Origin of the sequence: Pararhodobacter aggregans, assembly GCF_003075525.1 — a bacterium.
In the GTDB taxonomy this organism is placed as follows: Bacteria; Pseudomonadota; Alphaproteobacteria; order Rhodobacterales; family Rhodobacteraceae; genus Pararhodobacter; species Pararhodobacter aggregans.
Genome location: NZ_QDDR01000003.1, coordinates 1 through 26,979, shown reverse-complemented (window position 1 = coordinate 26,979; position 26,979 = coordinate 1). Strand labels below are relative to the sequence as shown.

Genomic DNA, 26,979 nt, shown 5'->3' with positions numbered 1-26,979 from the left:
TCACAGCGAATCCCCGAAGCTGCGCAACTCGCCGCGCTTGCCCAGCAAGATCAGCTTGTCGTCGGTCTCCAGCAGCGTGTCCTCGGTGGAATGGCGGAACTCGGTCCCCCGCATCACCCCCAGCAGCCGCAGGTCATGGACCGTGCCCAGGCCCAGGGTGCTCAGCTCGCGCCCCTCCAGCCGCTTCGGCACCACGATGTTGACGACGCTGTAGCCGTTGCCGAGGCTGACGTAATCCTGCAGCACCGGGTTGTTGAGCATCTGGGCGATGTGGCGGCCCATCTCCTGCTCGGGCTGGATCACCCGGTCGACGCCCAGCTTGGCCAGGATCCGGTGATGCGTGCGGCTCGAGGCCTTGACCCAGATCGTCTCGATCCCGATCAGCTTGAGCGTCATCGCGGTCAGGATGCTGGCCTCGAGGTTCGAGCCGATGGCGACCAGCGCCACGTCGTACTTGTCGATCCCCGCCTCGCGCAGGGCCGCCTCGTCGGTGGCGTCCATGATGAGCGCGCTGCTCAGGGTCGAGGTCAGAAGCGAGACGCGGCGTTCGTCGATGTCGATGCCGATAACGCGGTTGCCAAAGCGGGCCAGTTCGGTGGCGACGGTGCTGCCGAAAGCGCCGAGGCCGACCACCGCGAAGCTGCGGTTTCTCTTTGCCATGGGGTCCCCCAAGCGGAAAACCCGCGCACGCTGCGCCGCAGAAGCGGGGAAGTCAAGGGGAGGCCAAAGGGCCATCGGGCATGCAAAACGCCGGCTCGATGAGCCGGCGTTCGGTCGTCTGCGCGAGGCGCGGCAGCTCAGCGGCGGATGCCGAGGCGGCCGATCAGCGCGGTGTAGCGGGCCTCTTCCTTGCCCTTCAGGTAGTCCAGCAGCTTGCGGCGCTGGGCGACCAGCATCAGAAGGCCACGACGGCTGTGGTTGTCCTTCTTGTGGGTCTTGAAGTGCTCGGTCAGGGTGGTGATGCGCGAGGTCAGGATGGCAACCTGCACTTCGGGCGAGCCGGTGTCGCCTTCCTTGGTGCCGAATTCCTTGATCAGACGCTGCTTTTCTTCGACGGTGATCGACATCGGGGTCTCCTGTGGTCAAAGGGTGAAGGCATCGGCCGGGATGTCGTCCAGCGCGGGCCCATGGAGGGTCCTGACCCCATGACGGGGCGAGGATGCGCGCGTATAGGCGATCGGCGGCCCAAGGGCAATCGGATTCGCGCGGGGCAGGGACCGGGCGGCGGGGCGGGATGTTAACCATGCGCGCAGAATCTGCCTTGCTGCGTCTCTATGGTCCCTGTTTGTTCAAGGGTTCGCGGTGTATTCTGGACTCTGTAACGGTGTGCCGTCTGCGGGCGGCTGGGGGTTTGCATGTGGTTTCTGCTGGGGCTTCTCGGCATCGCGGTCGCCGCGGGCGTGAGCGATACCTTCATCCGCGGCGCGGCCGAGGACGCGGTCGATGATCCCGATCCGGCGGCGCCCGGGGACGACCCCGGCGGCGATGCCACCGGCGAAGGCGAGCTGATCGACGCCGCGGGCGAGGAGCCCGGCGGAACCGAACCCCCGCCCGACGATCCCCTGCCCGAAGACCCCCTGCCCGAAACGCCGATGCCCGGGGAACCCGCGCCCGCAGACGACCCGGCCGCCTCCGCCCTCCCGGCCCCGGAGGACGACACCCTGGCGCTCGTCGATCCCGCCGGAACTGCCCCCGCCGTACAGGTCGACCCGGCGCCCGCTGCGCCGGGCGGCGAAGAGCCCGCCGACGGCACCATCACCGACAGCGAATATCCGCCCGAACTGCCCGCCAACCGCTACCTTGAAGGCACCGATGGCGACGACAATCTGGCCGTCGAGGCGGGCTCGGATACGGTTCTCGGCGGCGGCGGCAACGATTGGGTCGAGGGGATGGGCGGCCGCGACTCGCTCGATGGCGGGGCGGGGTCCGACACGCTCGACGGCGGCACCGGCAACGACACGCTCACTGGCGGCGACGATGCCGACTGGCTCCTGGGCGCCAGCGGCGATGACATCCTTGATGGCGGCTCGGGGGCGGATTGGCTGACCGGCGGCTCGGGCGCCGACACGCTCAACGGCGGTGAGGGCGACGATACGCTCGAGGGCGGCTTCGACGACGACGCGCTGGACGGGGGCGAGGGGCGCGACCTCCTGATGGGGGGCGATGGCAACGACCGGCTCGAGGGCGGCAACGACCGCGGCGAGGCGGATACGCTGAACGGCGGCGCGGGCGCCGACACGCTGCATCTGGGCGGCAACGATCTGGCCCATGGCGGAGAGGGGGCCGATACCTTCCTGCTGGACGGCTGGATCGACGCCGACAACCCGGCCGTGGTGGCAGATTTCGAACCCGGCATCGACCATCTGACCATCGGCTGGGACGGGCAGGGCCCCGAGCCCGAGGTCACGACCCTCTACGACGCCGAGGCGGGCGGCCTGCGCATCCTCATCGACGGTCAGCCGCTGGCATTGCTGCAGGGTGTCACCGCGATCGGCCCCACCGACATCGCGCTGGTCCCGATACATTCGGGCTGAAACAGGGAGATCGCGCGCCCCGAAAAGGGCGATGGTGACCCCGGCAGGATTCGAACCTGCAACCTGTCCCTTAGGAGGGGACTGCTCTATCCAGTTGAGCCACGGGGCCGCCGCCCCCTCTATCGCGGCAAGTGCGGCGCAAGGCAAGCCCGGACCGCGCGGCAGGGCCTGATGATTGCGGTATCATCCTTGCTTTGACACTGGCCTAAACCCCGGTCTAGAAAGGCTCATTCGCCGTAACGATCAGGGGCGCGGAGGATGGCGTCACGCCGTTCCTCCGCACGAAGGAGGCCCGCCGCATGTCGCAACCCCGTCAACCCGAGATCCGCCGCCCCCTGACGCTGCGGGACGTGTCCGAGGCCTGCGGGGTCAGCGAGATGACGGTCAGCCGGGTGCTCAGGAACCGCGAGGATGTCTCGCCCGCCACGCGCGAGAAGGTCCTCGCCGCCGCCCGGGCGCTGGGCTATGTGCCCAACAAGATCGCCGGCGGGCTGGCCTCGCAACAGGTCAATCTGGTGGCGGTGATCGTGCCGTCCCTGTCGAACATGGTCTTTCCCGAGGTGCTGAGCGGCATCTCCGCCGCGCTGGAGGACAGCGGGCTGCAGCCGGTCTTCGGCGTCACGAATTACTCGGCGGAGAAGGAAGAGGAAGTCCTCTACGAGATGCTGTCCTGGCGTCCCTCGGGTGTCATCATTGCAGGCCTCGAACATACCGAAGCCGCGCGCGCCATGCTGGAGAACGCGGGGATCCCGATCGTCGAGATCATGGATTCCGACGGCGAGCCCATCGACAGCGTGGTCGGCATCTCGCATCGCGCCGCGGGGCGCCAGATGGCCGAGGCCATCGTCGCCGCGGGCTATCGCAGGATCGGCTTTCTGGGCACCAAGATGACCGACGACCACCGCGCGCGCAAACGCATGGAAGGGCTGATCGAGGGGCTGGCCGAGCACGGGCTGGAACTGACCGCGACGGAACTCTATTCCGGGGGCTCGGCGCTGAAGAAGGGCCGCGAGCTGACCGAGGCGATCTTGACCCGCAACCCGGACATCGACTTCCTCTATTATTCCAACGACATGATCGGCGCGGGCGGGCTGCTCTACTGCCTCGACAAGGGCTATGACATCCCGGGCAGGCTGGGCCTCGCCGGGTTCAACGGCACCGATTTCCTGGACGGGCTGCCGATGCAGCTGGCCACCATCGACGCCTGCCGCCGTGAGATCGGCGAGAAGGCGGCGGCGATCATCGCCGGCAAGGGCTTCGGCGACGGGGTGATGGGCGGCCACAAGATCCAGCTCACCCCGCGGCTGGAACCGGGCGACACCATCCGCCGGGGCTGAGATCCGGGCGCGGCCAGGCGCCGCCCCCCCTCCCTCTTCGTTCTGCAAATATCCCACGGGGGGTCCGGGGGGTGTGAAACCCCCCGGCTGGTCGCCCGAAGGCGCGAGGCTGAAAGCCTTGCGGCCGAGGGCGAAACCCCTCTGCTCCCGCCAAGCTCCAAACGCCGAAACGAAAGAACCCGGGCGCGAACGCCCGGGTCCAGGATCCCGTCGGAGAGAGAGCGGGATCAGTGGTTGTAGGCCGATTCGCCGTGGCTGGTGAGGTCCAGGCCCTGACGCTCGTCATCGGTCGACACGCGCAGACCCATGACCATGTCGACGACTTTCAGCAGGATGAAGGACACGACGCCCGACCAGACGATGGTGATCGCCACGGCCTGGATCTGGATCCAGGTCTGGGCGGCCGCGGTATCGGCCAGGGTGCCCACGCCGCCGAAGGCTTCGGCCGAGAGGAAGCCGGTGCCGATGGCGCCGACGATGCCGCCGATGCCGTGGATGCCGAACACGTCGAGGCTGTCGTCATAGCCCATCTTGGTCTTCACGACCGCCACGAAGAAGTAGCAGATCACCGAGGCCGCGGCGCCCAGCACGATGGCGCCCATCGGGCCGATGGTGCCGCAGGCCGGGGTGATGGCCACGAGGCCGGCGATCATGCCCGAGGCGGCACCCAGCATCGAGGAATGCTTGCGGGTGATCTTCTCGACGATGTTCCAGGCCAGGATGGCGGCGGCGGTGGCGATGAAGGTGTTGATCATCGCCAGGCCGGCGCCCCCGTTGGCCTCGAGGTTGGAACCGGCGTTGAAGCCGAACCAGCCGACCCAGAGCATGCCGGCGCCAACCAGCGTCAGGGTCATCGAATGCGGGGCCATGTTGTCTTTCTTGAAGCCCACGCGCGGGCCGATGACCAGCGCCGCGACCAGCGCCGCGATCCCGGCGTTGATGTGGACCACGGTGCCGCCGGCGAAGTCGATGGCGCCGGTGCCGCCGCCCAGGTTGAAGATCAGGCCCGAGCCGTCCCAGACCATGTGGGCGATCGGGAAATAGACCAGCGTCACCCAAAGCGCCATGAACAGCATCATCGCGCCGAACTTGATGCGCTCGGCGAAGGCGCCGACGATCAGGGCCGGGGTGATGGCGGCAAAGGTCATCTGGAAGGCGATGAAGATGAATTCGGGGATCACCACGCCATCGGTGAAGGTCGCGGCCATCGAATCAGCCGTGACACCGCCGAGGAACAGTTTGCCGAAGCCGCCCCAATAGGGCGAGGTGCTGCCGCCGAAGGCGAAGGAATAGCCCCAGAGCACCCAGATCACCATGACCATGGCGGCGATGGAGGTACATTGCATCAGCACCGAGAGCATGTTCTTCGAGCGCACGAGGCCGCCGTAGAACAGCGCCAGGCCCGGGACGATCATGAACAGCACCAGCACGGTGGCGGTCATCATCCAGGCGACATCGCCCTTGTCCATGGTTTCGGTCACCACCTCGGCGGCGGCCTCGGTCGCCTCCTGGGCGAGGGCGGCCAGCGGCAGCATCGCGGCCACGGCAGCAGAGGGAAGGAGTTTTTTCAGTTGCATGTGTGTCGGTCCCTTTGTCCCGTGGTCGCTCAGAGCGCTTCGTCGCCGGCTTCGCCGGTCCGCACGCGGGTTGCCTGTTCCAGATCCAGAACGAAGATCTTGCCGTCGCCGATCTTGCCGGTGCGCGCGGTCCGCGACAGCGTCTCGACGACCTGATCCGCCAGTCCATCGGGCACGGCGATTTCCAGTTTCACTTTCGGAACGAAGTTCACGGCGTATTCGGCGCCGCGGTAGATTTCGGTATGTCCCGACTGCGTCCCGAAGCCCTTGATCTCGGTGACCATCAGGCCGCGCACGCCGATGGTGGTCAGCGCCTCGCGGACCTCCTCCAGCTTGAACGGCTTGATTGCTGCGATGATGTACTTCACGTGTGCCCCCTTCTTGCGGTCCCAGGGGCGCCCTTCGCCGGGCGCGTCCTGCGCCAATAGCGCTGTCCAAAGCGGCAAAGCGCAACGCTGGGACGGGCCGGAAACCGCCCCGAAACCGGCTGATTGCTCAAAAAATGAACAATTAGGCACGGCCGATTAAATATCGGGCATATCACGAAGGCGAATCGCCGTGAGAGGGGGCCTCCACAAGCGCGCGGCGCGCGGGTATTGTACGCCAAAGACACGAAACGGCACGGCAGCGGGCAGAACAGCGTATGGTATCGAACGGAACCCGGCGTCCTCCTCTTGTGGCGGACCGGCGCGCCTCGGCGCCTCGGCCTCAGGCTGGCAACGGGTCGGGCGGCGGGTCGGGCGGCGGGTCGCGGGGCGGGTCGGGGGGCGGCGGGCGCAGGCCCCCGCGCAAGCGTCAGCCGAAACGCTCGGGCAACCCGATCGTGCGTTTCGTCGGCGGCTTTTTCCGGCTGGTCTTCCGCATCGTCTGGGGCGTCACCTGGCGGGTGTCGCTGCTGGCCATGCTGGTGATGGCGGCCGCGACCTTCTATTTCTACACCACCTTGCCCGGCAGCGTGACCGAGCTTCTGGACGGCCGGGCCCGCGGTTCGGTGACGATGAGCGACGCGGACGGCACAGTCTTTGCCTGGCGGGGCGAATCCTTCGGCGGCTCGACCATGGCCGGGGATGTGTCCGAGCATCTGCGCCACGCGGTCGTGGCCTCCGAGGACCGGCGCTTTTACTGGCATTTCGGCGTGAGCCCGCGCGGCATCGCCGGGGCCATCGCCTCGAACATCGCCTCGGGGCGGGGGGCGTTCCGGGGCGCGGGCGGCTCGACCATCACCCAGCAGGTGGCGAAACTGCTGTGCCTGGGGCGTGAATTCGACCCCGATGTCTGGCAGAACGAGGCCGCCTACGAGGCCGATTGCCGCGAGGGCACGATCTGGCGCAAGATCCAGGAACTGCCCTATGCCTTCGCGCTGGAACTGCATTATTCCAAGGACGAGATCCTCTCGATCTATCTGAACCGCGCCTTCCTCGGCGCCAGTTCGCGCGGGTTCGAGGCCGCGTCCGAGCGCTATTTCGGCATCTCGGCGCGCGAGGTGAACCCGCAACAGGCGGCGATGCTGGCGGGCCTTCTGCCCGCGCCCAGCTATTACGCGCCGACCCGCAACCTGCAACGCGCGCAGGAACGCGCCGCGGTGGTGCTGGGGCTGATGCGCGAACAGGGCTATCTGTCCGAGGCCGAGTACCAGCAGGCCCGCGCCAATCCGGCGACCCTGCACGAGGCGGCGGACAGCACCACCGGCGGCTATTTCGCCGATTGGGTGATGCAGAGCGGCCCGGCCTATCTGACGCGCGAGACGACCGAGGACGTGATGATCCAGACCACGCTGGACCAGCGCATCCAGCGCGCCGCCGAAGAAGCCGTGCGCCAGGTCTTCGCCGACCGGGTGCGCGAGGGCTCCGAGGCCGAGGCGGCGGTGGTCATCATGTCGGCCGATGGCGCCGTGCGGGGCATGGTCGGCGGGCGGCATTACGTGACCGGCGGCTTCAACCGCGCCACCCAGGCGCAGCGGCAGACCGGCTCGGCCTTCAAGCCCTTCGTCTATGCGCTGGCGATGGAGGACGGCTATCAGCCCTTCGATCTGGTCGAGGATTCGCCCCTGACCATCAACGTCCCGGGCTCGGGCCCCTGGACGCCGCGGAATTACTCCAACAACTTCCTGGGCTACATGACCCTGGCCGAGGCCCTGGCCCGGTCGCAGAACATCCCCGCCGTGCGCATTTCCGAGGCGATGGGCCGCGAGCGCGTGCGCCAGGCCGCGAACGCCTTCGGCCTGCATTCCGAACTGGCCGAGGGGCCCTCGCTGGCGCTGGGCTCGTCCGAGGCGACGCTGCTGGACATGACGGCGGCTTTCGCGGGCATCCTGAACGGCGGCTCGTCGGTGCGGCCCTATGGCTTCACCTCGCTGTCGCTGGCCGGAGAGCGGACGCCGCTGATGACCATCGGCTCGGGTATCGGCGAGCGGGTTATCAGCGCCGAGGCGGCCGAGCGGCTGGTCTGGATGATGACGCAGGTGATCGACGCGCCCTATGGCACCGGCCGGCGGGCCCGGCTGCCCGACGGGCGGCAGGCCGCGGGCAAGACCGGCACCACGACCAGCGCCCGCGACGCCTGGTTCGTCGGCTTCACCGCCGATTACGTGGTCGGCGTCTGGATGGGCAACGACGACAACGCGCCGCTGACCGGCGTTTCCGGTGGCGGCCTCCCGGCCGAGATCTGGCGCGAGGTCATGGTCCGCGTGCACGAGGGGACGCCGCTGCATCCGCTGCCGATGATCGTGCCCTCGCAGCCCAACACCGACCTGCAACCGCCGACCACCCGCGGCGCGCCGGGCTCGACCCAAGGCGGCGGCGACAGCCTTGGCGACGCGGTGATGGGGATCCTGAACGGGCTGCTGGGCGGACGTTGACCGCAAAAGGCCAGCACTGAACGCAAAAGGCCGGCGCTGAGCCGGCCTTTTGCTTGCGCGATGGCGGGTGGGTTATTTCCCCGGCGCCTCGGCCGGGCTGTCCGCGGGGCAGGCATTCAGCAGCTGCGCGCGGCCCGGGGTCAGCTGCAGCAGCTGCCCCTCCTCGGTCCGCATCAGCATGAGCCGGTGCTGCCATGTGTCGCCCTCGCCCGCGCATTCGGCGTCATAGAGCGTGGCGCCCATGTCCCGCACCGGCACCGGATTGGACAGGCGGCACAGGGATTCGTAATAGCGGATCTCGGACCCGGTGACGCGGATCACCGCATCCGACCCGGGCCTGCAGCTGGAGGCATCGAGATAGGTCCATGTCCCGTCATAGAGGCTCTGCGCCGAGGCGCCGCTCGCCATCAGGGCCAGGGTCAGGATCAGCGCGGCCCTCATCCGGCTTGCCGCAGGTCCTGGATCATCCGGTCCAGGTTGCCGCCCCGGCGTTCCAGCATGCTGCCGACTTCCTGCCGCTCGGCGGCCAGGACATTCACGCCGTCGATGATAAGGTTGAAGAACAGGATCTGCCCCGACCGGTCCGACACATGCCAGCGAACCTCGAACGGGGCCTCGCCGCGCATGGTGATGGTCGAGACGACCTCCCAGAAGCTCTGCACCTGGCGCGCGCCCGTGACCTCGGCCGCGGCCCCGGCGAAGCGGCGGAACTGGCGGCCGTATTTGCGCGCCAGATAGCCGCGGAAAGCCTCGGTAAAGGCCGACATCTGCGCCGCGCTCGCGCTCCGCGCCGGCGGGCCGAGGGCCGAGCGGGCGATGGTCGGCACATCGGCGTAGCGGGTGAAAAGCTGCTCGAACCGGGTGATGACCTGCGATTCCGAGGATCCCGAGTTGATGATCCCCTGCACGTCGGCCATCACCCGCCCGATCAGCTCGTTCGCCTGCGCCTGGGTCAGCGCGGCGGCGGGCCCGCCCAGCATCGGGGCGGCGGCGGCGGCGGCCATGCTGGCCAGCAGCAGACGGCGGGTCGGTCTAGAAATCGGCATAGGGGTCAATGATCTCCTCTTCGACTTCGACGCCCAGATGATAGCGTCTGGTCTGCAGATAAAGAAGGCGCGCCTGGGCATAAGGGTCGGCGGTATTGATCACATTCGCGTCGAGCAGGTCCGAATATTCCGCCGCATCGGCCAGGCGTCCGCCGAGACGCACGGCGCTGCTGTAGCCATATTCCGGGGCGGGCAGCACGAACCGCAGCGGGTCGATCAGCATGTCGACCACCAGCCCGGCGCTGTCGCGCTCGGTCGAGGGGCCAAAGACCGGCAACACCACATAGGCGCCTTCGCCGACACCCCAGCGATGCAGCGTCTCGCCGAAATCCGAGCGGCGGCCGTGGAAGCCCATGGCCCCGGCCGGGTCGAACAGCCCGCCCAGACCGACGGTCGTGTTGATGACCAGCCGCACGGTGTTTTCGGCCGCGCGCGCGGGGCGGATCTGCAGCAAGTCGTTGAGAATGCTGGACGGAAGGCCCAGGTTGCCGCCGACGTTGCTCAGCGCGCGGCGGAAGGGGCTGGCGCGGGGCGGCGTGGTTTCCCCTGGCGCTTCCTCGCTGCCGGTGATGGCCGAACTCAGCCGCAGATTGCTGTCGAACCAGGCCCGGTTGGTCGATTCGTAGGGGTCGTTGACCCCCGGCTCCGGCGCGCGGGCGCAGCCTGCGATCAGCGCGATGGCGAAGAATGCTGCCAGCCAGCGATGTCTCACGCGTGCCTCCTTTGCGCTCATTTACCGAATACTAGCACCTCGGTCCTAAGGGTGGTGTAAAAGGGGAATGTGACAAGGGCAACCGTGCTTCCCCGTTTGTCGGGGTGCGGCATGCCGAACAGGATCACGGCCGGAAACTGGACCGCGAAGACGCGCAGCCTGTGGGTCGCGGCGCTGCTCTTCGGCGCGGTTTCGAACCTGCTGGTGCTGACCGGGCCGATCTTCATGCTGCAGGTCTATGACCGGGTGCTGACCGGCCGCTCGACCGCCACGCTTTTCGTCCTCTTCGCGCTGGTGGGCTTTCTCTATGCCATGATGGCGGGGATCGACACGGCGCGGGGGCAGATCCTGCTCCGCATCGGCGCCTGGGCCCGGCACGAGCTGGAAAAGCGCGTGTTCGAGGCCAGTCTCCGTGCCCGTCTGCGCGATCCGCCCGATCCGCGCGCCGCGCTGGCGATGCATGACCTCGATACGGTGCAACGCGTGCTGGGCTCGCAGATCGCCCAGGCGCTGCTGGACCTGCCCTGGACCCTGGCCTTTCTCGCGCTGCTCTATGTCGTGCATCCCTATCTCGGGTGGCTGGCGGTCTGGGGCGGCGTGGTGCTGGCGCTGCTGGCTCTGTCCGGGCACATGCAGCAGCGGCGGCTTCTGGGCAACGCCCACCGGCAGGATTCGGCCGCCGACCTGCTGCAGGCCGCGATCGAGAATGAGGGCGGCGACCGCGTCGCCAGCCTGACGCCCGATGTCTTCGCCCGCTGGCGCGATTACCGGCGCGAGGCGCTGTCAGCGCTGCTGACCACGACTGACCGCTCGGTGCGCTCGACGGCGCTGGCCCGGACCTTCCGGCTGTTCCTGCAATCGGCGACGCTGGCCCTGGGGGCCTGGCTGGTGCTCGACAACCAGCTGTCGCCGGGCCTGATGGTCGGCACCTCGATCCTGCTCGGTCGGGCGCTGGCACCGGTCGAGCAGCTGGCGGCGCATTGGGGGCGGCTGCATGTGGCGCTGGCGGGCTGGCGCAGACTCGACGGCTTCCTGCGCGCCACCGGCGCCGCGGTCGAGCCGGTCAGCGGCCCGGTCGGCGGCGCGCTCAGCGTGCGGGGGCTGGTCGTCGTGCCGCAGGGGCGGCGCGAGGCGGTGCTCAGGCTCAACGGCTTCACCGTGCGCCCCGGCACGGCGCTGGGGGTGATCGGGCCGGGCGGTTCGGGCAAGAGCCTGTTCTCGCGGGTTCTGGCCGGGGCGATGCCGCCTTCGGCCGGGGTTCTGCGGCTGGGTGAGGTGCCGCTCTCCAAGGTGCCGGTGACCCGCATCGGCTACCTGCCGCAGCGCTTCGCCCTGCTGCCCGGCACGCTGGGCGAGGCCATCGCCCGCCACGACCCCAAGGCCGACCCCACCCGGATCGAGGCCGCGGCACGGCTGGCCGGGGTGCATGGGGCGATCACCGCCCTGCCCGAGGCCTATGACACCTCGACCGAGCCCGAGGTCGCGCATCTGGCCGGCGGGCTGGTGCAGCGCGTGGGGCTGGCGCGGGCCTTCTACAACGATCCGGCGCTGGTCATTCTGGACGAACCCTCGGCGCATCTCGACGCTGACGGCACCTCGGCCTTCAACGCCGCGGTCCGGGCGCTGAAGGCGCGCGGCGCGGTGGTGGTGGTGACGGCGCTGCGCCCGACCTCGATCGCCGAATGCGACGATCTGCTGGTGCTGGATGGCGGCGTGCAGACCGGCTTCGGCCCGCGTGACATCATCCTGCGCGAGATGGTGCGCAATCACATGGCGGTGGTCGGCAATGGCGGCGGCGGAGGGCGGGGGCGCGATGGATGAGATCCCCGAACTCAAGGCCCGCTCGCCCATCCTGCTGGGCATGACCGCCTGCGTGATCCTGCTGACCGGGCTGATCGGCTGGGCGGCGAGCGCCGCCATCATCTCGGCCGTGGTGGCGATGGGCGAGGTCGATGTCGCCCCCTACCGCCACCCGGTGCAGCACCCGGACGGGGGCGTCGTCGCGCAATTGCTGGTGCACGAGGGCCAGACGGTCGCCGCGGGCGAGTTGCTGGCCGCCCTGGACAATGCCGCCCCCCGCAGCGAACTCGACTTCATCGAGGCGCAGATCGTCGAGGCCGAGGCGCGGCTCATGCGCCTCAGGGCCGAGCGTGACGGCCTCGATTTCCCGGTGGTGCCGGTCTCGGCGATGGAAGACCGCGTGCGCATGCGGGCGCTGCGGGCCCAGCTGCGCCTCTACGATGCCCGGCGCGAAACCTACGAGCGGCAGGAAGCGCAGCTCCTGCAGCGCCGCCGCCAGGCCGAGGCCGAACTGGAAGGGCTGATCGGCCAGCGGCAGGAACTGGAGGCCGAGGCGCAGATCCTGCACGAGGAACTCGACAACCAGCAGGTGCTGCGCGACCGCGGCCTCACCCCGTCGACCCGGGTCAGCGAACTGGCGCGCGCCAATGCCCGGCTGGCCGGGTCCCGCGCCGCGCTCGCCGCGCGGGACGGCGAATTGCGCGGCCAGATCACCGAGATCGCCATGCAGGTCTCGTCGCTGGGGGCGGCCCGGCGCGAGGAAGCGGAACTGCAATTCGCCGAAACCGGGCGCCAGCTGATCGAGCTGAACGCGCGCCGCGCGGCCCTGCTGACCCATCTCGCCGCGCTCGAGATCCGGGCCCCGGCGGCGGGCGTGGTGCATGACCTGACGATCGCCGCCGTCGGGACCGTGCTGCGCCCGGCCGACGTGGTGATGCAGATCCTCTCGGCGCCGCCCAAGCCGGTGCTGACCCTGCGCGTGAGTCCCGACGAGATCGACTATATCCGTCTCGGTCAGCTGGCGATGCTGCGCTTTCCTGGCCTCACCGCGCGCGAATTGCCGGATCTGCCGGGGCGCGTGACGGCGATTTCGGCCGCGACCTTCGCCGACGAACGCACCGGCACGCGGCATTTCCGGGTCGAGATCGTGCCGACAGCCGAGACGCTGAGCGCCGTGGGCGAGGACGGTCTGGTCCCGGGGATGAGCGTGCAGGCCTTCATCGCCACCGGCGTGCGCACGCCGCTGGCCTATCTGATCGACCCGGTCCGCGACCATTTCGCCCGGGCGCTGCGCGAGCCGTGAGCGCGGGCACGGCGCCAGGTCAGGGTCAGGGGCGGGGGCAGGGGAGCGGTTTCGCCCTCGTCCCGCGCGCAAGCGCGCGCTCCTCGGGCGACCGGCGGGGGGCGCCGCCCCCCGCACCCCCCGCCAAAGGGGGTTTTCCACCCCCTTTGGAAACCCCCGAGGATATTTGAAGCGCAAAGAAGGCGGCAGGACGGTGGCGCGGGAGGAGAGGGGCGGCGCTTTCGTACTGCCTTGGGGGAGCAGGCGGGGAGGGGGGAGGATGCCCGTCCCCGGGGACGGAACGCCGGGCGCGCGACGGGCCGCGCAGGGTCCGTCACCAGCACCGGCCGCTTCGCGGCGGGAGGCGGGCGGGAGCGGGCCAGCCGCCGCCAGTCGCCTCAGCGGCGCGAGCGGATCATGCCGACGATGTCGTAGGTCTTTTCCAGGATCGGCCGGGCGATGGCATCGGCCTTGTCGGCCCCCTGGCCGAGGATCCGGTCGATCTCGGCCGGGTCCTGCATCAGCCGCGACATCTCGGTCGAGATCGGGGCCAGCGAGGCGACCGCCAGATCGGCGAGCTTCGGCTTGAAGGCGCCGAAACCCTGACCCGCGAACTCGGCCAGCACCGCATCCTTGGTCATGCCCGCGAGCGCCGCATAGATGTTGACCAGATTCTTCGCCTCGGGCCGGTCGGCCAGCGCCTCGAAGCTTTCGGGCAGCGGCTCGGCGTCGGTCTTGGCCTTCTTGATCTTTTTGGCGATCGTGTCGGCATCGTCCGTGAGGTTGATCCGCGCGGCATCCGACGGGTCCGATTTCGACATCTTCTTGGTGCCGTCGCGCAGACTCATCACCCGCGTCGCCGCGCCCTCGATCACCGGGTTGGTCATCGGGAAGAAATCGACCTTGAAATCATGGTTGAACTTCGCCGCGATGTCGCGGGTCAGCTCGACATGCTGCTTCTGGTCCTCGCCCACCGGCACATGCGTGGCGTGATAGACCAGAATGTCGGCCGCCATCAGCGAGGGATAGGCGAAAAGCCCCAGCGAGGCCTTCTCGGCATCCTTGCCCGAGGTCTTGTCCTTCCACTGCGTCATGCGGTTCATCCAGCCCATCCGGGCCACGCAGTTGAAAATCCAGCCTAATTCGGCATGGGCCGAGACCTGGCTCTGGTTGAAGAGGATGGATTTCGTGGGATCGAGGCCCGCCGCCAGATAGCCCGCCGCCAGTTCCCGTGTCTGCCGGCGCAAGGCCTCGGGGTCCTGCCAGACGGTGATCGCATGCATGTCGACCATGCAATAGATCGTCTCGACCCCCTGGCCCTGCATCTCCACGAAGCGCTTGATGGCGCCGAGGTAATTGCCCAGCGTCAGGCCGCCCGAGGGCTGGATCCCGGAAAACACCCGCGGCGTGAAGCCCGGGTTCGCATCGGCGGTGGCGGTCGGGGCCTTGGCGTCGGTCATGGACGACACTCCATGGTGGAAAAACGGCTCCGCCTCGCTTATCGCTGGCGCGACGGGGCGTCAACCGACCCCACGCGGACCCGACCGGAGCCCCGATGAGCGACCCAGACGACGAGCGCCTGCTGCGCGACCTCAATTCCTCGCCGATCAACCCTTTGCCGGGGGCGGTCTGGCTGCTGGTCCTGGTGATCCTGGCGGTCGAGATCACCCTCAGCCTGGCCGGGCAGGGGGTGATCGGCGGTGAGCAGGGCATCGGCTGGCGGGTCCGGGCGATCGAGCGTTTCGCCTTTTCCAGCGGTATCCAGGAGTGGATGCTGGAGAACAGGCGCTTTCCGCCGACCCACCTGCTGCGCTACCTCAGCTACAGCGTCGTCCATGGCAGCCTGATGCATGCCGTCTTTGCCGTGGTGCTGCTGGCGGCGCTGGGCAAGATGGTGGGCGAGAGTTTCGGGGCGATCCGATTTCTGGCGCTGGCGCTGGTGGTGCCGGTGGCGGCAGCGTTCCTGTTCGGGCTGGTCACGGCGCAGGATCAGCTGGGCTGGCTGCTGGGGGCGATGCCGATGGCCTTCGCGCTGGTCGGCGCGGTGACCTGGCTGCGCTGGCGCGATGCCCATGGCGACCGGGTCAAGCAGCGCCGGGCCTTCGCCCTCATTGGCGTCCTGATCGGCGCGCGGCTGGCCTTTGCGATGCTGGCCGAGACGGGGCCCGCCTGGATGGCGGAGCTGGCGGCTTTCGCGCTGGGCTTCGGCGCTTCGGCGCTGGTGCTGGGCCCCGGAAGCTGGCAGCGTCTCAGGGCGCGGATTCGCGGCTGAGGCGTCTTGTCGGCCCGGCGCGATCCCCTACATGAAGAAGGCAACGCAGGGAGTTTGCAATGGGGATCATCGGTTCCATCATCATCGGCGGTCTGGCGGGCTGGTTCGCCGCGATGTTCATGAAATCCGACACCGGGGTGTTTTTGAACATCATCCTCGGCATCGTCGGTGCGGCGGTGGCGGGCTTCATCTTCGGCCTGGTCGGCGTTAGCTTCTCGGGGATCTTCGGCTATCTGATCGCGGGCTTCGTCGGTGCCGTGATCCTAATCGCCGTGGGCCGAAAGGTCTTCTGAGGGCCGCCGTGCCGGGGGTTGGCAGCGCCGGTCTTCGGGTCGGCGCTTGCCTTTAGCGTCGCCGGCGCAGGCCCTTGAAATCCGACAGGCGGAAGGCGCCCAGCGCCGCGCCGCCGCCGAAATAGCTGACGACGCCGATCGCCACCAGGCCCGCCAGGGCCAGATAGCGCCAGCCGGGCGCGGCGAGGAGCGGTGCCAACGACCCGGCCGCGACCCAGAGCACCGCGCCCATCAGCGCCGCGGCGGCGATGATCCGCGGCAGGCGGGATTTCAGGCGGTCGTCCCATTGCGCCTCGGCCCCCATGCCGCGGCTGCCCGACCACAACTGCCAGACCATCGTCCAGGCCGACAGCGTGGTCGCCAGCGCGGCGGCGGCAAAGCCGATCAGCGGCGACAGGCCGACCGCCAGAGCCGCGTTCACCCCCATCGACCAGAGCGCATAGCGGAACGGGCGGCGGGTATCCTCGCGCGCGTAATAGAGGGGTTGCAGCACCTTGTGCATGACGAAGGCCGGCAGACCCGCGCCATAGATCGCCAGCGCCAGCGCGGTGGCCCAGGTATCCTCGGCCGTCCAGCTGCCGCGGCCATAGAGCACGCCGACCAAGGGCCCGGCGATCACCACCAGCGCCACGGCGGCGGGCAGGGTCAGGGCGAGGGCGAATTCCGTCCCGCGGTTGAAACTGGCGCGGCCGCCCTCGGCATCGCCCGCGCGCAGGCGGCGGCTGAGATCGGGCAGCAGCACGGTGCCGATGGCGATGCCCACCACGCCCAGCGGCAATTGATAGAGCCGGTCGGCGTAGTTGAGCCAGGCCACGGCACCATCCGTCCATGAGGCTACCCCTCGGCCCACCAGCAGATTGACCTGCACCACGCCGCCGGAAAGGACGGCGGGTCCTGCGATGATGAGAAGGCGCTTTAGGTCCGGGGTCAGCCGTGGCCAGTGCGGCAGCAGCGTGAAACCCTGCCGACGGGCCGAGAACCAGGTGAACAGGAACTGTGCGACGCCGGTCAGCGGCACCGTCCAGGCAAGCGTCAGACCCATGTCCCAGTTGGCGCGGTCGGCCAGCAGCATGGCGGCGATGAACATCAGGTTCATCAGGACGGGGACGAAACTGGCCTCGGTGAAGCGACCGAAGGTGTTCAGCACCCCCGAGAGCAGCGCCACCAGCGAAATGAACAGGATGTAAACGAAGGTGATCCGCCCGAACATGACGGTCAATGCAAAGCGTTCGTCCCCAATCCAGCCCCATGCCATCGCCATCACCAGCCAGGGCATCAGCAGCGTGCCGATCAGCGAGAAGATCAGCAGCACCCCGGCCAGCCCGGAAAAAGCATCGCGGGCAAAGCCTTGCGCATCGTCGCCAGTCTCCAGCTTCTTGGCGAACATCGGCACGAAGGCCATGTTGAAGGCGCCCTCGGCAAAGAAGCGGCGGAACATGTTGGGCAGTGAGAAGGCGACGAAGAACGCTTCGGCCACCGGGCCCGAGCCGAGATAGGCCGCCATCATCACGTCGCGCACGAAGCCCGCGCCGCGCGACAGCAGGGTCCAGCCGCCGACGGTGACGACGGAACGGATCAGGCGGATCGGTTTCAAGACTTGTCCTTCGTATCCGCGCCGGGCCTAACTCCGGCGCTGCCCCCTATCGGCCCGGGCAGGCGCCGACGGCCGCGCCCGGCCCGCAGCGCCGGCAGCCGCGCCCCTGTCACCCCTGCGCCGCCCGCTGCGCCCCGGCCTCGATGGCGGCGCGCAGCTTCTTCTCCAGCGATTCCTGCTTGGACTTGGCGTGCAGTTTCAGGCCGAACATGTCCTTGACGTAGAAGCTGTCCACCACCTGCACGCCATAAGTCGCGATGACCGCGCTGGCGATGTAGATGTTGTTCGCGGCCAGCGTCCGCGTCAGATCGTAAAGCAGGCCGGGACGGTCGCGGGTGTCGACCTCGATGATCGTGTAGATATCCGAGCCCTCGTTGTCGAAAACGATCTTGGTGGGCACCCGGAAGGCGCGTTCGCGTTTCTTGACCTTGTCGCGGTCCTTCAGCGCCTGGGTCGCCACCACCTCGCCGGCAAAGGTCTTCTCGATCATCTTGCGCAGGCGGGGCAGGCGGGCTTCCTCGTAGGGTTTGCCCTCGGCGTCCTGGATCCAGAACTCGGCCGTCGCGTAGCCGTCCTTGGTCGTATAGGTCCGCGCGTCGACGATATTGGCGCCGACCAGCGCCAGCGCCCCGGCCAGCCGCGAGAAGATGCCCGGATGGTCGGCCAGCGCGAAACAGGCGCGGGTCGCGTCGCGGTCATCGACCAGCTTCAGGTCGATGCGGATCTCGTTGTTGGGCAGGTCGCGCAGCAGCTGGGCGAAGACGACATGCGTCTCGGGGGTGAGGCCCTGCCAATAGGGGCCGTAATGGCGCGCCGTCTCGGCCGCCAGATCGGCGCGCGGCCAGTCGGCCAGGGCCCGGCGGAGCGCGCGCTTGGCCTCATCCTCGCGGTTCGAGCGGTTGAGCGCCTCGGCCCCGTCCTGCAGCGCGGCCGCCGTATCGGCGTGCAGCGCCCTGAGCAGCATGGCCTTCCAGTTGTTCCAGGTCCCGGGGCCCACGCCGCGGATGTCGCAGACGGTCAGCACCGTCAGCAGGTCGAGCCGCTTCTTGGTCTTCACCAGCTTGGCGAAATCGCGGATGGTGCGCGGGTCGGCGATATCGCGTTTCTGCGCCATGTCGGACATCAGAAGGTGATGGCGCACCAGCCATTCCACCGTCTCGCATTCCTCGGGGTTCAGGCCCAGCCGCGGCGCCACCTTGCGGGCGATCTGCGCGCCGAGGATCGAGTGATCCTCGGGCCGGCCCTTGCCGATGTCATGCAGCAGCAGCGCCACGTACAGCACCTTGCGGTTGACCCCCGCGTCGAGGATCGCGGACGAGAGCGGCAGCTCTTCCTTCAGCTCCTTGCGCTCGATTTGCGCCAGGGCGCTGACGCATTGGATCGTGTGTTCGTCCACCGTGTAATGGTGGTAGACGTTGAACTGCATCATCGCCACGATCGGCTCGAATTCGGGGATGAAGGCGCTGAGCACGCCCAGCTCGTTCATCCGCCGGAGCGGCCGCTCGGGGTTGCCATGCTTGAGCAGCATGTCGAGGAAGATGCGCGCCGCCTCGGGGTTTTCCCGCATGTCGGCGTCGATCCGGTCGAGGTTGGCGGCAACGAGGCGCATCGCATCGGGGTGCAGCAGCATGCCGGTGCGCAGCCCCTCCTCGAAGATGCGCAGCAGGTTCAGCGGATCGGCGAGGAAGCTTTTCGGATCCTCGATGTCCAGCCGGTTCAGCTCGACACTGTAGCCCGGTTTCACCTTTTTGCGCCGCCTGAGCAGGCCCAGCAGCTTGGGCGCCCGCTTGACGTGACGCTCTTCCAGCGCGGTGAGGAAGACGCGGGTCAGTTCCCCCACGCGGGTGGCGTGGCGGAAGTAATCCTGCATGAAATGCTCGACCGCGCGGCGCCCGCCATGGTCCAGATAGCCCATGCGCTGGGCCACCTCGGGCTGCAGGTCGAAACTCAGCGTATCGGTGGCCCGCCCGGTCAGGATGTGCAGATGGCAGCGCACCGCCCAGAGGAAGGTCTCGGCGGCGCGGAAATTCTCGTATTCCGGCTTGGTGTAGAAGCCGAGGCCCACCAGCTCCGCCGCCTTCTGCGCGCGGTGCATGTATTTGGCGATCCAGTAGAGGGTTTGCAGGTCCCTGAGCCCGCCCTTGCCCTCTTTCACGTTGGGCTCCAGCACATAGCGCTGGCCGCCCTGTTTCTGGTGCCGTTCGGACCGCTCGGCCAGCTTGGCCTCGATGAAATCGGACTGGGTATTGGCGAAAAGCTCGGACCAGAGCCGGTCGCGCAATTCCCGGGCCAGCGTCGTGTTGCCGGTCAGGAAGCGGGTCTCCAACAGCGCGGTGCGGATCGTGTAATCCTCGCGCCCCAGGCGCAGGCAATCCTCGACCGTGCGGCTGGAATGGCCGATCTTCAGCTTCAGATCCCACAGGATGTAGAGCGTGGATTCGATGACGCTTTCCGCCCAGCCGCTCAGCTTGGTCGGCGCCAGGAACAGCAGGTCCACGTCGGAAAACGGCGCCATCTCGGCCCGGCCATAGCCGCCGACCGCCATGACGGCGATCCGCTGGCCCTTGGTCGGTGCGCCATTGGGATGCAGGTTCAGTTGCGCCACCCGCAGCGCGGCGATCACTACCGTATCCGTCAGCCAGCTCTGCGCCCGGACATAGCTGCGCGAATCGCGGGGCGAGCGGGCCAGCGCCGCATGCAGCACCGCATTGCCCTGCCGCAGGACCTCGCTCAGGATCTTGACCGTCAGCGCCCGGATCTCGCGCGCGTCGTCCTGTCCCGCCAGCCCCTCGCGCAGCGCCGTCTCCAGCGCGTCGAGGTCGCAGATCCGCCCCGCCTCGACGATCAGCGATTCGTCGGGGCCGGGGGCGGGAGGCAGGGCATAGAGCCGCTCGGCAGGGGCCAGAGGGGCGGCGGCTTTGTCCATGGACGGATCCTACGCGCCGGGACCGGCGAAGCTGCGCGGCGCCGGGTCCAGGATGACCAGCGCATTGTTGCGGATCGTGGCCACGGCGAGCCCGCGCTCGTTGGTGCCGTCGGACAGGAAGCGGAAGACGCCGTTCACGCCGACGAAGCCCGATTGCTGGCGCAGCGCGCTGTGCGACAGGGCCTCGTTCGAGCCGGTGCGCAGCAGCGCGCCGATGGCGGCGATCCCGTCATAGGCCAGCCCCGCAATCGGATGCGGCGTTGCGCCATAAGCGGCGGCATAGCGGCTCTCGAACTGCTGGGTGACGCCGGGGTCGGGCAGGGTGAACCAGCCGTCCTGCAAGCCGCGCAATTGCAGCGTGGCGGGGGGAATGTTCCACTGCGTCACGCCCATGAACTGGAATTGCGGATAGGCGATGCGGTTGTCGGGCAGCAGCTGCGCCAACACCGGCAGGGCGCCCGCGCTGTCGGCGGTGAACAGGATCGACTGCGCGCCCGAGGACCGGGCCGAGGAGGCCATCTGCGGCAGCGCCGCGACGATGCCCTGCTGCGAGAAATCGTAAGTCTCGGTCGCGACGATCTGCGCGCCGGTCTCGGCCGCGGCCCGGTTGACCGAGGCCATCATCAACTCGCCCGCACTGGTCCGCTCGCCGATGATCATCACCCGGCCGCGGTTGTTGGCCATGGCGTAGGACAGCACGCGGCGCGCGGCATTGTCCGGGGTCAGGCCCAGCACGAAGACGTTGTTGCCGGCAATCGCCGGGTTGTTCGAGAAGGCCAGCACGTTGATGCCCAGCGCGGCGACGGCGGTGCCGACGGCCGAGGCCTCGGCCCCGTGCACCGGACCCAGCAGGATGCGCGCGCCCTCGTCAACCGCCTGGCGGGCGACCTGCGCGGCGATGGTGGGGTCGCCTTGCGTGGCATAGACGCGCAGGTCGATCTGCACGCCCTCCAGATCGGCGATGGCCAGCCGCGCGGCGTTTTCCAGGTTCGCGGCCAGGATGTCATTGCCCTGGGTCGTGGAGCCGGAGGGCACCAGCAGGCCCACGGCCACGGGCGCTGCGGTATTGATCGGCGCGGCGTTGCGCGAGCCCCCCAGCGCGATCGGGCCGCAGGCGGCAAGCGACAGCAGGCCGAGCAGCGCGCCGCGGCGGGTGGGAGCAGCAAGAGCCGTCGACGACAGGATGGAAAGGGGCTGGCGGTCTTGGCGCTTGCGTGCGGGGGCTTCGCTATCCATCGACTTCCTCACGGATCAGGTCTTGCAGGGCGGGTTGCGGTGGCGTTCGCCGCGGGCGACACTATGGCACAAGTATTGAACGCCAGGGGTGAAGTAAACGTGTCTGTGGAACGAGCATGAGCGAGACGCAAGGGTCCGGGGACGGGGACGCGCGGCATTCCGCCGGGATCGAGGCCCATTCGGCGCGGCCGGGGCGGGTGCCGCCGGGGCTGCATCTGGTCTCGACGCCGATCGGTGCCGCGCGCGACATCACGCTGCGGGCGCTCGACCTCTTTGCCGGGGCCGATGTGCTGGCGGCCGAGGACACCCGCAGCCTGCGCCGGCTGATGGAGATCCATGGCGTGCCCCTGAAGGGTCGTCCGCTGATCGCCTATCACGACCACAACGGCGCCCAGGTCCGGCCGCGGATCATGGGCCTGCTGGCCGAAGGAAAGTCGGTGGCCTATGCCAGCGAGGCCGGAACCCCTCTGGTCGCCGACCCCGGTTTCCAGCTGGCCCGGGCGGCGATTGCCGAAGGTTTTCCCGTGCTTGCCGCGCCCGGCGCCTCGGCCGTGCTGACCGCGCTGGCGGTGGGCGGGCTGCCGACCGACCGCTTCTGCTTTCTGGGCTTTCCCCCCGCGCAGGGCGGCGCGCGCAAAAGCTGGCTGGCCGAGGTGACAGGGATCCCGGCGACGCTGGTGATGTACGAAAGCCCCAAGCGCATTCACCGATTGTTAGATGAATTGGGCGAGTATGGGGAACGGGAGGTCGCACTGTGCCGCGAACTCACCAAACGCTTCGAGGAGGTGATTCGAGGCTCGCTTGCCGAGGTGACGGCAGCGATTGCCGACCGTGATCTCAAGGGGGAGATCGTCTTGCTGCTGGGGCAGGCGGCGGCGCGGGATGTGGCCCTCGATCTGGACGGAATGCTGCGGGCGGCGATGGCGGATGTCTCGCTGCGCGAGGCAGTGGATGCGGTGGCGGGCGCGACGGGCCTGCCGCGCCGGCAGGTGTATCAGCGGGCGCTGGCGCTCGGGAAAGGGGACGAATGAGCGGATCGGTTTCCTATCACGCGGGTCTTTCGGCCGAGGGGCAGGTGGCGCGCGATTATCAGCAGCGGGGTTTCCCGCTGGTCCGGCATCGCTGGCGCGGCAAGGGCGGCGAAATCGACCTGGTGATGCGGGACGGCGACGGCTTTGTCTTTGTCGAGGTCAAGAAAAGCCGCAGCCATGCACGGGCGGCGGAACGGCTCTCGGCCCGGCAGATCCAACGGCTTTATGACGCTGCGTCGGAATTCCTCGGCACCTGTCCGGCCGGGCTGAACACACCGGCCCGTTTCGACGTGGCGCTGATCGATTCTTTCGGCCGGATCGAGATCCTGGAGAACGCACTTTGCGCCTGACGCCTGCGTGAAGACCGAACGGAAGCGGCCGAAGCGATTGAAACTCCGGCGCGTCTGAGCCATCTATCCGCTGGGGGTGCCGGATCGGCGATCCCTTCGCGGATCGGCAGGAGGTGTCATGGCGCTGCGTATCGCTTTCCAGATGGACCCGATCGAGGGCGTCAACATCAACGCGGATTCGTCCTTCCGCCTGGCCGAAGAGGCCCAGGCGCGGGGCCATCAGCTGTGGGTCTACACGCCCGACAAGCTGACCTTCGACGAAGGCCGAGTCGTGGCCCGGGCCCGCCCCTTCACCGTCAAGCGCGTGCAGGGCGACCATGTGGCCTTCGGACCGGAGGAGCGGCTGGACCTCTCGACCATGGATGTGGTCTGGCTGCGCCAGGACCCGCCCTTCGACATGGCCTATATCACCACCACCCATCTGCTGGACCTGATCCGCGACAAGGTGGTGGTGGCGAATGACCCGTTCTGGGTGCGCAACTACCCGGAGAAGCTGCTGGTCCTGACCTTCCCGCAGCTGACCCCGCCGACGATGATCGCCAGATCTCTGAGCGAGATCAAGGACTTCAAGCACCGCCACGGCGATGTGATCCTCAAGCCCCTCTACGGGAACGGCGGCGCCGGGGTGTTCCGGCTCGACGCCAACGACCGCAACCTCTCGTCGCTCTACGAGCTTTTCACCGGCTTCTCGCGCGAGCCGCTCATCGTGCAGAAATACCTCCCCGCCGTGACCAAGGGCGACAAGCGCGTCATCCTCGTCGATGGTGAGCCGGTCGGCGCCATCAACCGGGTTCCGGCCGAGGGCGAGACGCGCTCGAACATGCATGTCGGCGGCCGTCCCGAGAAGGTCGAGCTGACCGCCCGCGACCGTGAGATCTGCGCTGCCATCGGCCCCCTCCTGCGCGAGAAGGGCCAGGTTTTCGTTGGCATCGACGTGATCGGCGACTGGCTGACCGAGATCAACGTGACCTCGCCCACCGGCATCCAGGAGCTGGAGCGTTTCGATGGCATCAACGTGGCCGCCCGCATCTGGGAGGCGCTGGAAGCCCGGCGCGCGGCCAAATGAGCTGGCAGGCCAGGGTCGCCCGCTTCGTCGGGCTGAACCTGACGCGCCCCTCGCTGGCGCGTCAGCGCGATCCGCGCGCGGCGCGGGCGCATTTCGAACGGATGGCGCGGCGTTTCTGCCGCCTGCCGCCGCGCAGCCTGCTGCTGGAGGCCGAAGAGGGCGGGGTGCCGGGTCTGTGGATCTCGAACCAGCCGCAGGACGAGGGCGTGATCCTCTATTTCCACGGCGGCGCCTATCTGATGGGCAGCCCCCGCACCCATGCCGCGCTCGCCGCCGCGCTGGCGCAGCGCAGCGGCGCCCGGGTCTTCGTCGCGGGATATCGGCTGGCGCCCGAACACCCCTTTCCCGCCGCTTTCGAGGATGCGCTGGCCGCCTATGACGGGCTGGTCCGGCGCGGCCACCGGCCCGAGAGCATCGTTCTGGGCGGTGATTCGGCCGGCGGCGGTCTGGCGCTGGCGCTCCTCGGGCATCTGTGCCGCGAGGGGCGGGTGCCGGCGGGGCTCTTCGCCTTTTCGCCCTGGACCGACCTGACCTTTTCCGGCGCCTCGCTGGTCACCAATGCCTCGCGCGATCAGGTGCTGCCCGCGCATCGCCTGACCGAGACGCGGGCGCAGATCCTGGGCGGGGCGCGTCCCGCCGATGCCGACGACCCGCGCCTCTCGCCGCTCTACGCGACCTTCCCGGCCGCGCCGCCGGTGCTGATCCTCGCCGCCGAAACCGAGATCCTGCGCGACGACGCCCAGCGCATGCGCGGCCGCCTGCCCGGGGCCGAAATCCGCATCGCCGGGGACCTGCCGCATGTCTGGCCGATGCTGCACGGCTGGCTGCCCGAAGCCGACGATACGCTCGATCACACGGCGCGCTTCATCCTGTCCTGTCTGCGACCAACAGCCGAAAGCTGATCGCCTCGGCCACATGCGGCGCCCGCACATCGGGCGAGCCGTCCAGATCGGCAATCGTCCGCGCCACTCGCAGCACCCGGTGATAGCCCCGCGCCGTCAGGCCGAAGCGCTCGGCCACCAGGGCCAGCGTCTCCTTGCCTTCGCGGTCGGGCGCGGCGATTTCCTCCAGCAGGGCGCCCTCGGCATCGGCGTTGACCCGCAGCCCCGGGCGCCCCTCGAACCGGGCCTCCTGCACCGCGCGCGCTTGGGCGACCCGGGCGGCGATGGCGGCCGAACTCTCGCCGGTCGGCGGCAGGTCGAGGTCGGACCAGGCGACCGGCGGCACCTCAAGCCGCAGGTCGAAGCGGTCCATCAGCGGGCCCGAGATGCGGCCGATGTAATCCTCGCCGCAATGCGGCGCGCGGTTGCAGGCGCGGCCGGGCTCGGCCAGATAGCCGCAGCGGCAGGGATTGGCGGCGGCAACCAGCAGGAAGCGGCAGGGATAGCGGGTATGGGCATTGGCGCGGGCCACCACCACCTCGCCGGTTTCGATCGGCTGGCGCAGGGTTTCCAGCACGGTGCGGGGGAATTCCGGCAGCTCGTCCAGGAACAGGACGCCGTTATGGGCGAGGCTGATCTCGCCGGGTTTGGCGCCCTTGCCGCCGCCGACGATGGCGGCGACCGAGGCGGTGTGATGGGGCTCGCGGAAGGGCCGGGTGCGGGAGATGCCGCCTTCGTCCAGAAGCCCGGCCAGCGAATGGATCATCGAGGTTTCAAGGGCTTCCATGGCCGACAGCGGCGGCAACAGCCCCGGCAGGCGGGCGGCCAGCATGGATTTGCCGGAGCCGGGCGAGCCGACCATGATGAGGTGATGGCGCCCGGCGGCGGCGATCTCCAGTGCCCGCTTTGCGCGTTCCTGGCCCTTGACGTCGCGCAGGTCGCGGGCGGAGGCTACAGGTGTGACCTCGCCCGGGCGGGCGGCGGGCAGGGGGGTGCGGCCGGTGAAATGGGCGATGGCGTCCTGCAGGCTGGAGGGCGCCAGCACGCGCGCGGCGCCGACCCAGGCGGCCTCGGCCCCGCAGGCGCGGGGGCAGATCAGGGTACAGGATTCCGCGGCCGCAGTCATGGCGGCGGGCAGGGCGCCCAGCACCGGCACCAGCGCCCCGTCGAGCGACAGCTCGCCCAGCGAGACGGTTTCGGCCAGCGCGTCGACGGGGATGATGCCCAGCGCGGCGAGCAGCGAGAGGGCGATCGGCAGGTCGAAATGCGAGCCCTCCTTGGGCAGGTCGGCGGGCGAGAGGTTGACGGTGATGCGTTTGGGCGGCAGGGCGATGGCCAGCGAGGCGAGGGCGGCGCGGACCCGTTCGCGGGCCTCGCTCACCGCCTTGTCGGGCAGGCCGACGACATGGAAGGCGGGCAGGCCGGGGCTGAGGACGCATTGCGCCTCGACCAGACGGGCCTCGAGCCCGTCAAAGGCCACTGTGCGCGCGCAGGCCAGCATGCGATCCCCCGTTTCCGCCGCAGGGGCCGAGGATCGCCGTTAACCTTTTAGGAATGGTTAACGGGACCTTGCGCTCAGGCGCCGCGCGGGCCCCAGAGGATCGCCGCCGCGCCCAGCAGGCAGAGAAGGGCGCCGGTCAGGTCCCAGAGGTCCGGCCGCCGCCCCTCGGCCAGCCAGAGCCAGAGGAGCGAGGCGGTGATGTAGATCCCGCCATAGGCGGCGAAGGCGCGTCCGGCCTGGGCCGCGGGGACCTGCGCCAGCAGCCAGGCGAAGAGCGCCAGCGCCGCCAGCCCGGGCAGCAGCCAGAGGGCCCCGGCACCAAGCCGCCACCAGGCCCAGACGGCGAAACAGCCGGCAATCTCCGCCAGCGCGGCCGCGACATAGAGGGCGATTGTGGTCATGGCGGGATCCGGGGCGGGAAAGCAGAAGGGCGCGCTGGTTGCCCGGCGCGCCTTTGGTTCGGTGTCGGTAGGATGGGCAATATTGCCCATCCTACGGGGTCTCGTCACTTCAGGGTTTTCGAGACGACGCTGGCGCCGCCCCGAGTTTCCGAGATCACTTCAGGATCTTGGAGACGACGCCGGCGCCGACGGTGCGGCCGCCTTCACGGATGGCGAAGCGGAGCTTCTCTTCCATGGCGATCGGCGCGATCAGCGAGACTTCGAACTTCAGGTTGTCGCCCGG

General features: G+C 69.0%; 25 protein-coding genes and 1 tRNA gene. 11 read left to right on the top strand and 15 right to left on the bottom strand.

The genetic code is table 11. The features are described 5' to 3' along the window. Together DDE23_RS07080 and rpsO are read right to left on the bottom strand one after the other, a co-directional pair. Nucleotides 1–660 (bottom strand): potassium channel family protein, encoded by a 660-nt coding sequence (locus DDE23_RS07080; protein WP_107751273.1) that lies wholly within the window; start codon nucleotides 658–660, stop codon nucleotides 1–3. A gap of 137 nt (nucleotides 661–797) precedes the next feature. Beyond that, nucleotides 798–1,067 (bottom strand): 30S ribosomal protein S15, encoded by a 270-nt coding sequence (gene rpsO / locus DDE23_RS07075; protein ID WP_107751272.1) that lies wholly within the window; start codon nucleotides 1,065–1,067, stop codon nucleotides 798–800. Nucleotides 1,068–1,355: 288 nt separating this feature from the next. Between rpsO and DDE23_RS07070 the strand changes: the two genes are divergently transcribed. Beyond that, nucleotides 1,356–2,534 (top strand): calcium-binding protein, encoded by a 1,179-nt coding sequence (locus tag DDE23_RS07070; RefSeq protein ID WP_107751271.1) that lies wholly within the window; start codon nucleotides 1,356–1,358, stop codon nucleotides 2,532–2,534. A 32-nt stretch (nucleotides 2,535–2,566) separates the two neighbouring features. Here the strand turns inward: DDE23_RS07070 and DDE23_RS07065 are convergent. After that, nucleotides 2,567–2,643, bottom strand: a tRNA-Arg gene (locus tag DDE23_RS07065). A gap of 190 nt (nucleotides 2,644–2,833) precedes the next feature. On the opposite strand from DDE23_RS07065, the gene DDE23_RS07060 reads away from it, so the two are divergent. Beyond that, nucleotides 2,834–3,871 (top strand): LacI family DNA-binding transcriptional regulator, encoded by a 1,038-nt coding sequence (locus tag DDE23_RS07060; RefSeq protein ID WP_107751270.1) that lies wholly within the window; start codon nucleotides 2,834–2,836, stop codon nucleotides 3,869–3,871. 227 nt (nucleotides 3,872–4,098) lie between these two features. On the opposite strand, the gene DDE23_RS07055 is transcribed toward DDE23_RS07060, so the two are convergent. Continuing rightward, on the bottom strand, nucleotides 4,099–5,448 hold the full coding sequence (locus DDE23_RS07055; RefSeq protein WP_107751269.1) for an ammonium transporter: 1,350 nt from the start codon (nucleotides 5,446–5,448) through the stop codon (nucleotides 4,099–4,101). 29 nt (nucleotides 5,449–5,477) lie between these two features. Next, entirely contained in the window at nucleotides 5,478–5,816 is a 339-nt protein-coding gene (locus DDE23_RS07050; RefSeq protein ID WP_107751268.1) for a P-II family nitrogen regulator, read from the bottom strand. Nucleotides 5,817–6,091: 275 nt separating this feature from the next. On the opposite strand from DDE23_RS07050, the gene DDE23_RS07045 reads away from it, so the two are divergent. Next, nucleotides 6,092–8,305: a transglycosylase domain-containing protein gene (locus DDE23_RS07045; protein ID WP_107751267.1), complete on the top strand. Its 2,214-nt coding sequence runs from the start codon at nucleotides 6,092–6,094 to the stop codon at nucleotides 8,303–8,305. Between the two features lie 72 nt (nucleotides 8,306–8,377). On the opposite strand, the gene DDE23_RS07040 is transcribed toward DDE23_RS07045, so the two are convergent. Genes DDE23_RS07040 through DDE23_RS07030 form a run of 3 tightly spaced genes read right to left on the bottom strand, consistent with a single transcriptional unit; the run spans nucleotide 8,378 to nucleotide 10,063 of the window. Next, nucleotides 8,378–8,746, bottom strand: coding sequence for a hypothetical protein (locus DDE23_RS07040; protein WP_107751266.1), 369 nt, complete (start codon nucleotides 8,744–8,746; stop codon nucleotides 8,378–8,380). Next, nucleotides 8,743–9,351: an MlaC/ttg2D family ABC transporter substrate-binding protein gene (locus tag DDE23_RS07035; RefSeq protein ID WP_107751265.1), complete on the bottom strand. Its 609-nt coding sequence runs from the start codon at nucleotides 9,349–9,351 to the stop codon at nucleotides 8,743–8,745. Before DDE23_RS07035 ends, DDE23_RS07040 begins: the two co-directional genes overlap by 4 nt. Continuing rightward, nucleotides 9,338–10,063 (bottom strand): MlaA family lipoprotein, encoded by a 726-nt coding sequence (locus DDE23_RS07030; protein WP_157957984.1) that lies wholly within the window; start codon nucleotides 10,061–10,063, stop codon nucleotides 9,338–9,340. The genes DDE23_RS07035 and DDE23_RS07030 overlap by 14 nt, the downstream gene beginning before the upstream one ends. A 111-nt stretch (nucleotides 10,064–10,174) precedes the next feature. Here DDE23_RS07030 and DDE23_RS07025 point away from each other — a divergent pair, with 111 nt between their 5' ends. Together DDE23_RS07025 and DDE23_RS07020 are read left to right on the top strand one after the other, a co-directional pair. Continuing rightward, nucleotides 10,175–11,884 (top strand): type I secretion system permease/ATPase, encoded by a 1,710-nt coding sequence (locus DDE23_RS07025; protein ID WP_107751263.1) that lies wholly within the window; start codon nucleotides 10,175–10,177, stop codon nucleotides 11,882–11,884. Beyond that, nucleotides 11,877–13,166: an HlyD family type I secretion periplasmic adaptor subunit gene (locus tag DDE23_RS07020; protein ID WP_157957983.1), complete on the top strand. Its 1,290-nt coding sequence runs from the start codon at nucleotides 11,877–11,879 to the stop codon at nucleotides 13,164–13,166. The genes DDE23_RS07025 and DDE23_RS07020 overlap by 8 nt, the downstream gene beginning before the upstream one ends. A 377-nt stretch (nucleotides 13,167–13,543) precedes the next feature. Here the strand turns inward: DDE23_RS07020 and trpS are convergent, their stop codons facing one another. Continuing rightward, nucleotides 13,544–14,605: a tryptophan--tRNA ligase gene (trpS, locus tag DDE23_RS07015; protein WP_107751261.1), complete on the bottom strand. Its 1,062-nt coding sequence runs from the start codon at nucleotides 14,603–14,605 to the stop codon at nucleotides 13,544–13,546. Between the two features lie 95 nt (nucleotides 14,606–14,700). Here trpS and DDE23_RS07010 point away from each other — a divergent pair, with 95 nt between their 5' ends. After that, nucleotides 14,701–15,417 carry a rhomboid family intramembrane serine protease gene (locus DDE23_RS07010; RefSeq protein WP_107751260.1) on the top strand — a complete coding sequence of 239 codons (717 nt, stop codon included), beginning with the start codon at nucleotides 14,701–14,703 and terminating at the stop codon, nucleotides 15,415–15,417. Between the two features lie 59 nt (nucleotides 15,418–15,476). Further along, the gene (locus DDE23_RS07005) at nucleotides 15,477–15,710 is read left to right on the top strand and encodes a GlsB/YeaQ/YmgE family stress response membrane protein (RefSeq protein WP_107751259.1); all 234 of its coding nucleotides are present in this window, start codon (nucleotides 15,477–15,479) and stop codon (nucleotides 15,708–15,710) included. A gap of 52 nt (nucleotides 15,711–15,762) precedes the next feature. Here DDE23_RS07005 and murJ read toward each other — a convergent pair whose 3' ends face one another. From murJ to DDE23_RS06990, 3 genes are all read right to left on the bottom strand, one after another. Next, nucleotides 15,763–17,304, bottom strand: a complete 1,542-nt coding sequence (gene murJ, locus DDE23_RS07000; protein WP_107751258.1) for a murein biosynthesis integral membrane protein MurJ — start codon at nucleotides 17,302–17,304, stop codon at nucleotides 15,763–15,765. Between the two features lie 109 nt (nucleotides 17,305–17,413). After that, complete coding sequence (locus tag DDE23_RS06995; RefSeq protein ID WP_107751257.1) at nucleotides 17,414–20,230, bottom strand: [protein-PII] uridylyltransferase; 2,817 nt, start codon at nucleotides 20,228–20,230, stop codon at nucleotides 17,414–17,416. Nucleotides 20,231–20,239: 9 nt separating this feature from the next. Next, nucleotides 20,240–21,466, bottom strand: a complete 1,227-nt coding sequence (locus DDE23_RS06990; RefSeq protein ID WP_107751256.1) for a penicillin-binding protein activator — start codon at nucleotides 21,464–21,466, stop codon at nucleotides 20,240–20,242. Between the two features lie 116 nt (nucleotides 21,467–21,582). On the opposite strand from DDE23_RS06990, the gene rsmI reads away from it, so the two are divergent. The 4 genes from rsmI (at nucleotide 21,583) to DDE23_RS06970 (ending at nucleotide 24,815) form a co-directional block, all read left to right on the top strand. Next, nucleotides 21,583–22,497 carry a 16S rRNA (cytidine(1402)-2'-O)-methyltransferase gene (gene rsmI / locus DDE23_RS06985; protein ID WP_107751255.1) on the top strand — a complete coding sequence of 305 codons (915 nt, stop codon included), beginning with the start codon at nucleotides 21,583–21,585 and terminating at the stop codon, nucleotides 22,495–22,497. Continuing rightward, complete coding sequence (locus DDE23_RS06980; RefSeq protein WP_107751254.1) at nucleotides 22,494–22,847, top strand: YraN family protein; 354 nt, start codon at nucleotides 22,494–22,496, stop codon at nucleotides 22,845–22,847. Before rsmI ends, DDE23_RS06980 begins: the two co-directional genes overlap by 4 nt. A gap of 124 nt (nucleotides 22,848–22,971) precedes the next feature. Continuing rightward, a complete protein-coding gene (gene gshB / locus DDE23_RS06975) occupies nucleotides 22,972–23,913 on the top strand; it encodes a glutathione synthase (RefSeq protein ID WP_107751619.1) in 942 nt (313 codons plus the stop codon). After that, a complete protein-coding gene (locus DDE23_RS06970; RefSeq protein ID WP_107751253.1) occupies nucleotides 23,910–24,815 on the top strand; it encodes an alpha/beta hydrolase fold domain-containing protein in 906 nt (301 codons plus the stop codon). The genes gshB and DDE23_RS06970 overlap by 4 nt, the downstream gene beginning before the upstream one ends. Here the strand turns inward: DDE23_RS06970 and DDE23_RS06965 are convergent. From DDE23_RS06965 to DDE23_RS06955, 3 genes are all read right to left on the bottom strand, one after another. Next, nucleotides 24,778–26,295, bottom strand: coding sequence for a YifB family Mg chelatase-like AAA ATPase (locus DDE23_RS06965; RefSeq protein WP_107751252.1), 1,518 nt, complete (start codon nucleotides 26,293–26,295; stop codon nucleotides 24,778–24,780). The two genes, DDE23_RS06970 and DDE23_RS06965, sit on opposite strands and share 38 nt — an antisense overlap. Nucleotides 26,296–26,369: 74 nt before the next feature. Then, complete coding sequence (locus DDE23_RS06960; RefSeq protein WP_107751251.1) at nucleotides 26,370–26,696, bottom strand: YnfA family protein; 327 nt, start codon at nucleotides 26,694–26,696, stop codon at nucleotides 26,370–26,372. A gap of 154 nt (nucleotides 26,697–26,850) precedes the next feature. Further along, nucleotides 26,851–26,979: EF-Tu C-terminal domain-related protein (locus DDE23_RS06955; RefSeq protein WP_475271471.1), on the bottom strand; the 129-nt coding region annotated here is incomplete at its 5' end.

Coding starts and splice junctions, on each gene's coding strand:
- DDE23_RS07080 (WP_107751273.1), bottom strand. CDS start 660: ATGGCAAAGAGAAACCGCAGCTTCGCGGTGGTCGGCCTCGGCGCTTTC.
- rpsO (WP_107751272.1), bottom strand. CDS start 1,067: ATGTCGATCACCGTCGAAGAAAAGCAGCGTCTGATCAAGGAATTCGGC.
- DDE23_RS07070 (WP_107751271.1), top strand. CDS start 1,356: ATGTGGTTTCTGCTGGGGCTTCTCGGCATCGCGGTCGCCGCGGGCGTG.
- DDE23_RS07060 (WP_107751270.1), top strand. CDS start 2,834: ATGTCGCAACCCCGTCAACCCGAGATCCGCCGCCCCCTGACGCTGCGG.
- DDE23_RS07055 (WP_107751269.1), bottom strand. CDS start 5,448: ATGCAACTGAAAAAACTCCTTCCCTCTGCTGCCGTGGCCGCGATGCTG.
- DDE23_RS07045 (WP_107751267.1), top strand. CDS start 6,092: ATGGTATCGAACGGAACCCGGCGTCCTCCTCTTGTGGCGGACCGGCGC.
- DDE23_RS07040 (WP_107751266.1), bottom strand. CDS start 8,746: ATGAGGGCCGCGCTGATCCTGACCCTGGCCCTGATGGCGAGCGGCGCC.
- DDE23_RS07035 (WP_107751265.1), bottom strand. CDS start 9,351: ATGCCGATTTCTAGACCGACCCGCCGTCTGCTGCTGGCCAGCATGGCC.
- DDE23_RS07025 (WP_107751263.1), top strand. CDS start 10,175: ATGCCGAACAGGATCACGGCCGGAAACTGGACCGCGAAGACGCGCAGC.
- DDE23_RS07020 (WP_157957983.1), top strand. CDS start 11,877: ATGGATGAGATCCCCGAACTCAAGGCCCGCTCGCCCATCCTGCTGGGC.
- trpS (WP_107751261.1), bottom strand. CDS start 14,605: ATGACCGACGCCAAGGCCCCGACCGCCACCGCCGATGCGAACCCGGGC.
- DDE23_RS07010 (WP_107751260.1), top strand. CDS start 14,701: ATGAGCGACCCAGACGACGAGCGCCTGCTGCGCGACCTCAATTCCTCG.
- DDE23_RS07005 (WP_107751259.1), top strand. CDS start 15,477: ATGGGGATCATCGGTTCCATCATCATCGGCGGTCTGGCGGGCTGGTTC.
- DDE23_RS06995 (WP_107751257.1), bottom strand. CDS start 20,230: ATGGACAAAGCCGCCGCCCCTCTGGCCCCTGCCGAGCGGCTCTATGCC.
- DDE23_RS06990 (WP_107751256.1), bottom strand. CDS start 21,466: ATGGATAGCGAAGCCCCCGCACGCAAGCGCCAAGACCGCCAGCCCCTT.
- rsmI (WP_107751255.1), top strand. CDS start 21,583: ATGAGCGAGACGCAAGGGTCCGGGGACGGGGACGCGCGGCATTCCGCC.
- DDE23_RS06980 (WP_107751254.1), top strand. CDS start 22,494: ATGAGCGGATCGGTTTCCTATCACGCGGGTCTTTCGGCCGAGGGGCAG.
- DDE23_RS06970 (WP_107751253.1), top strand. CDS start 23,910: ATGAGCTGGCAGGCCAGGGTCGCCCGCTTCGTCGGGCTGAACCTGACG.
- DDE23_RS06965 (WP_107751252.1), bottom strand. CDS start 26,295: ATGCTGGCCTGCGCGCGCACAGTGGCCTTTGACGGGCTCGAGGCCCGT.
- DDE23_RS06960 (WP_107751251.1), bottom strand. CDS start 26,696: ATGACCACAATCGCCCTCTATGTCGCGGCCGCGCTGGCGGAGATTGCC.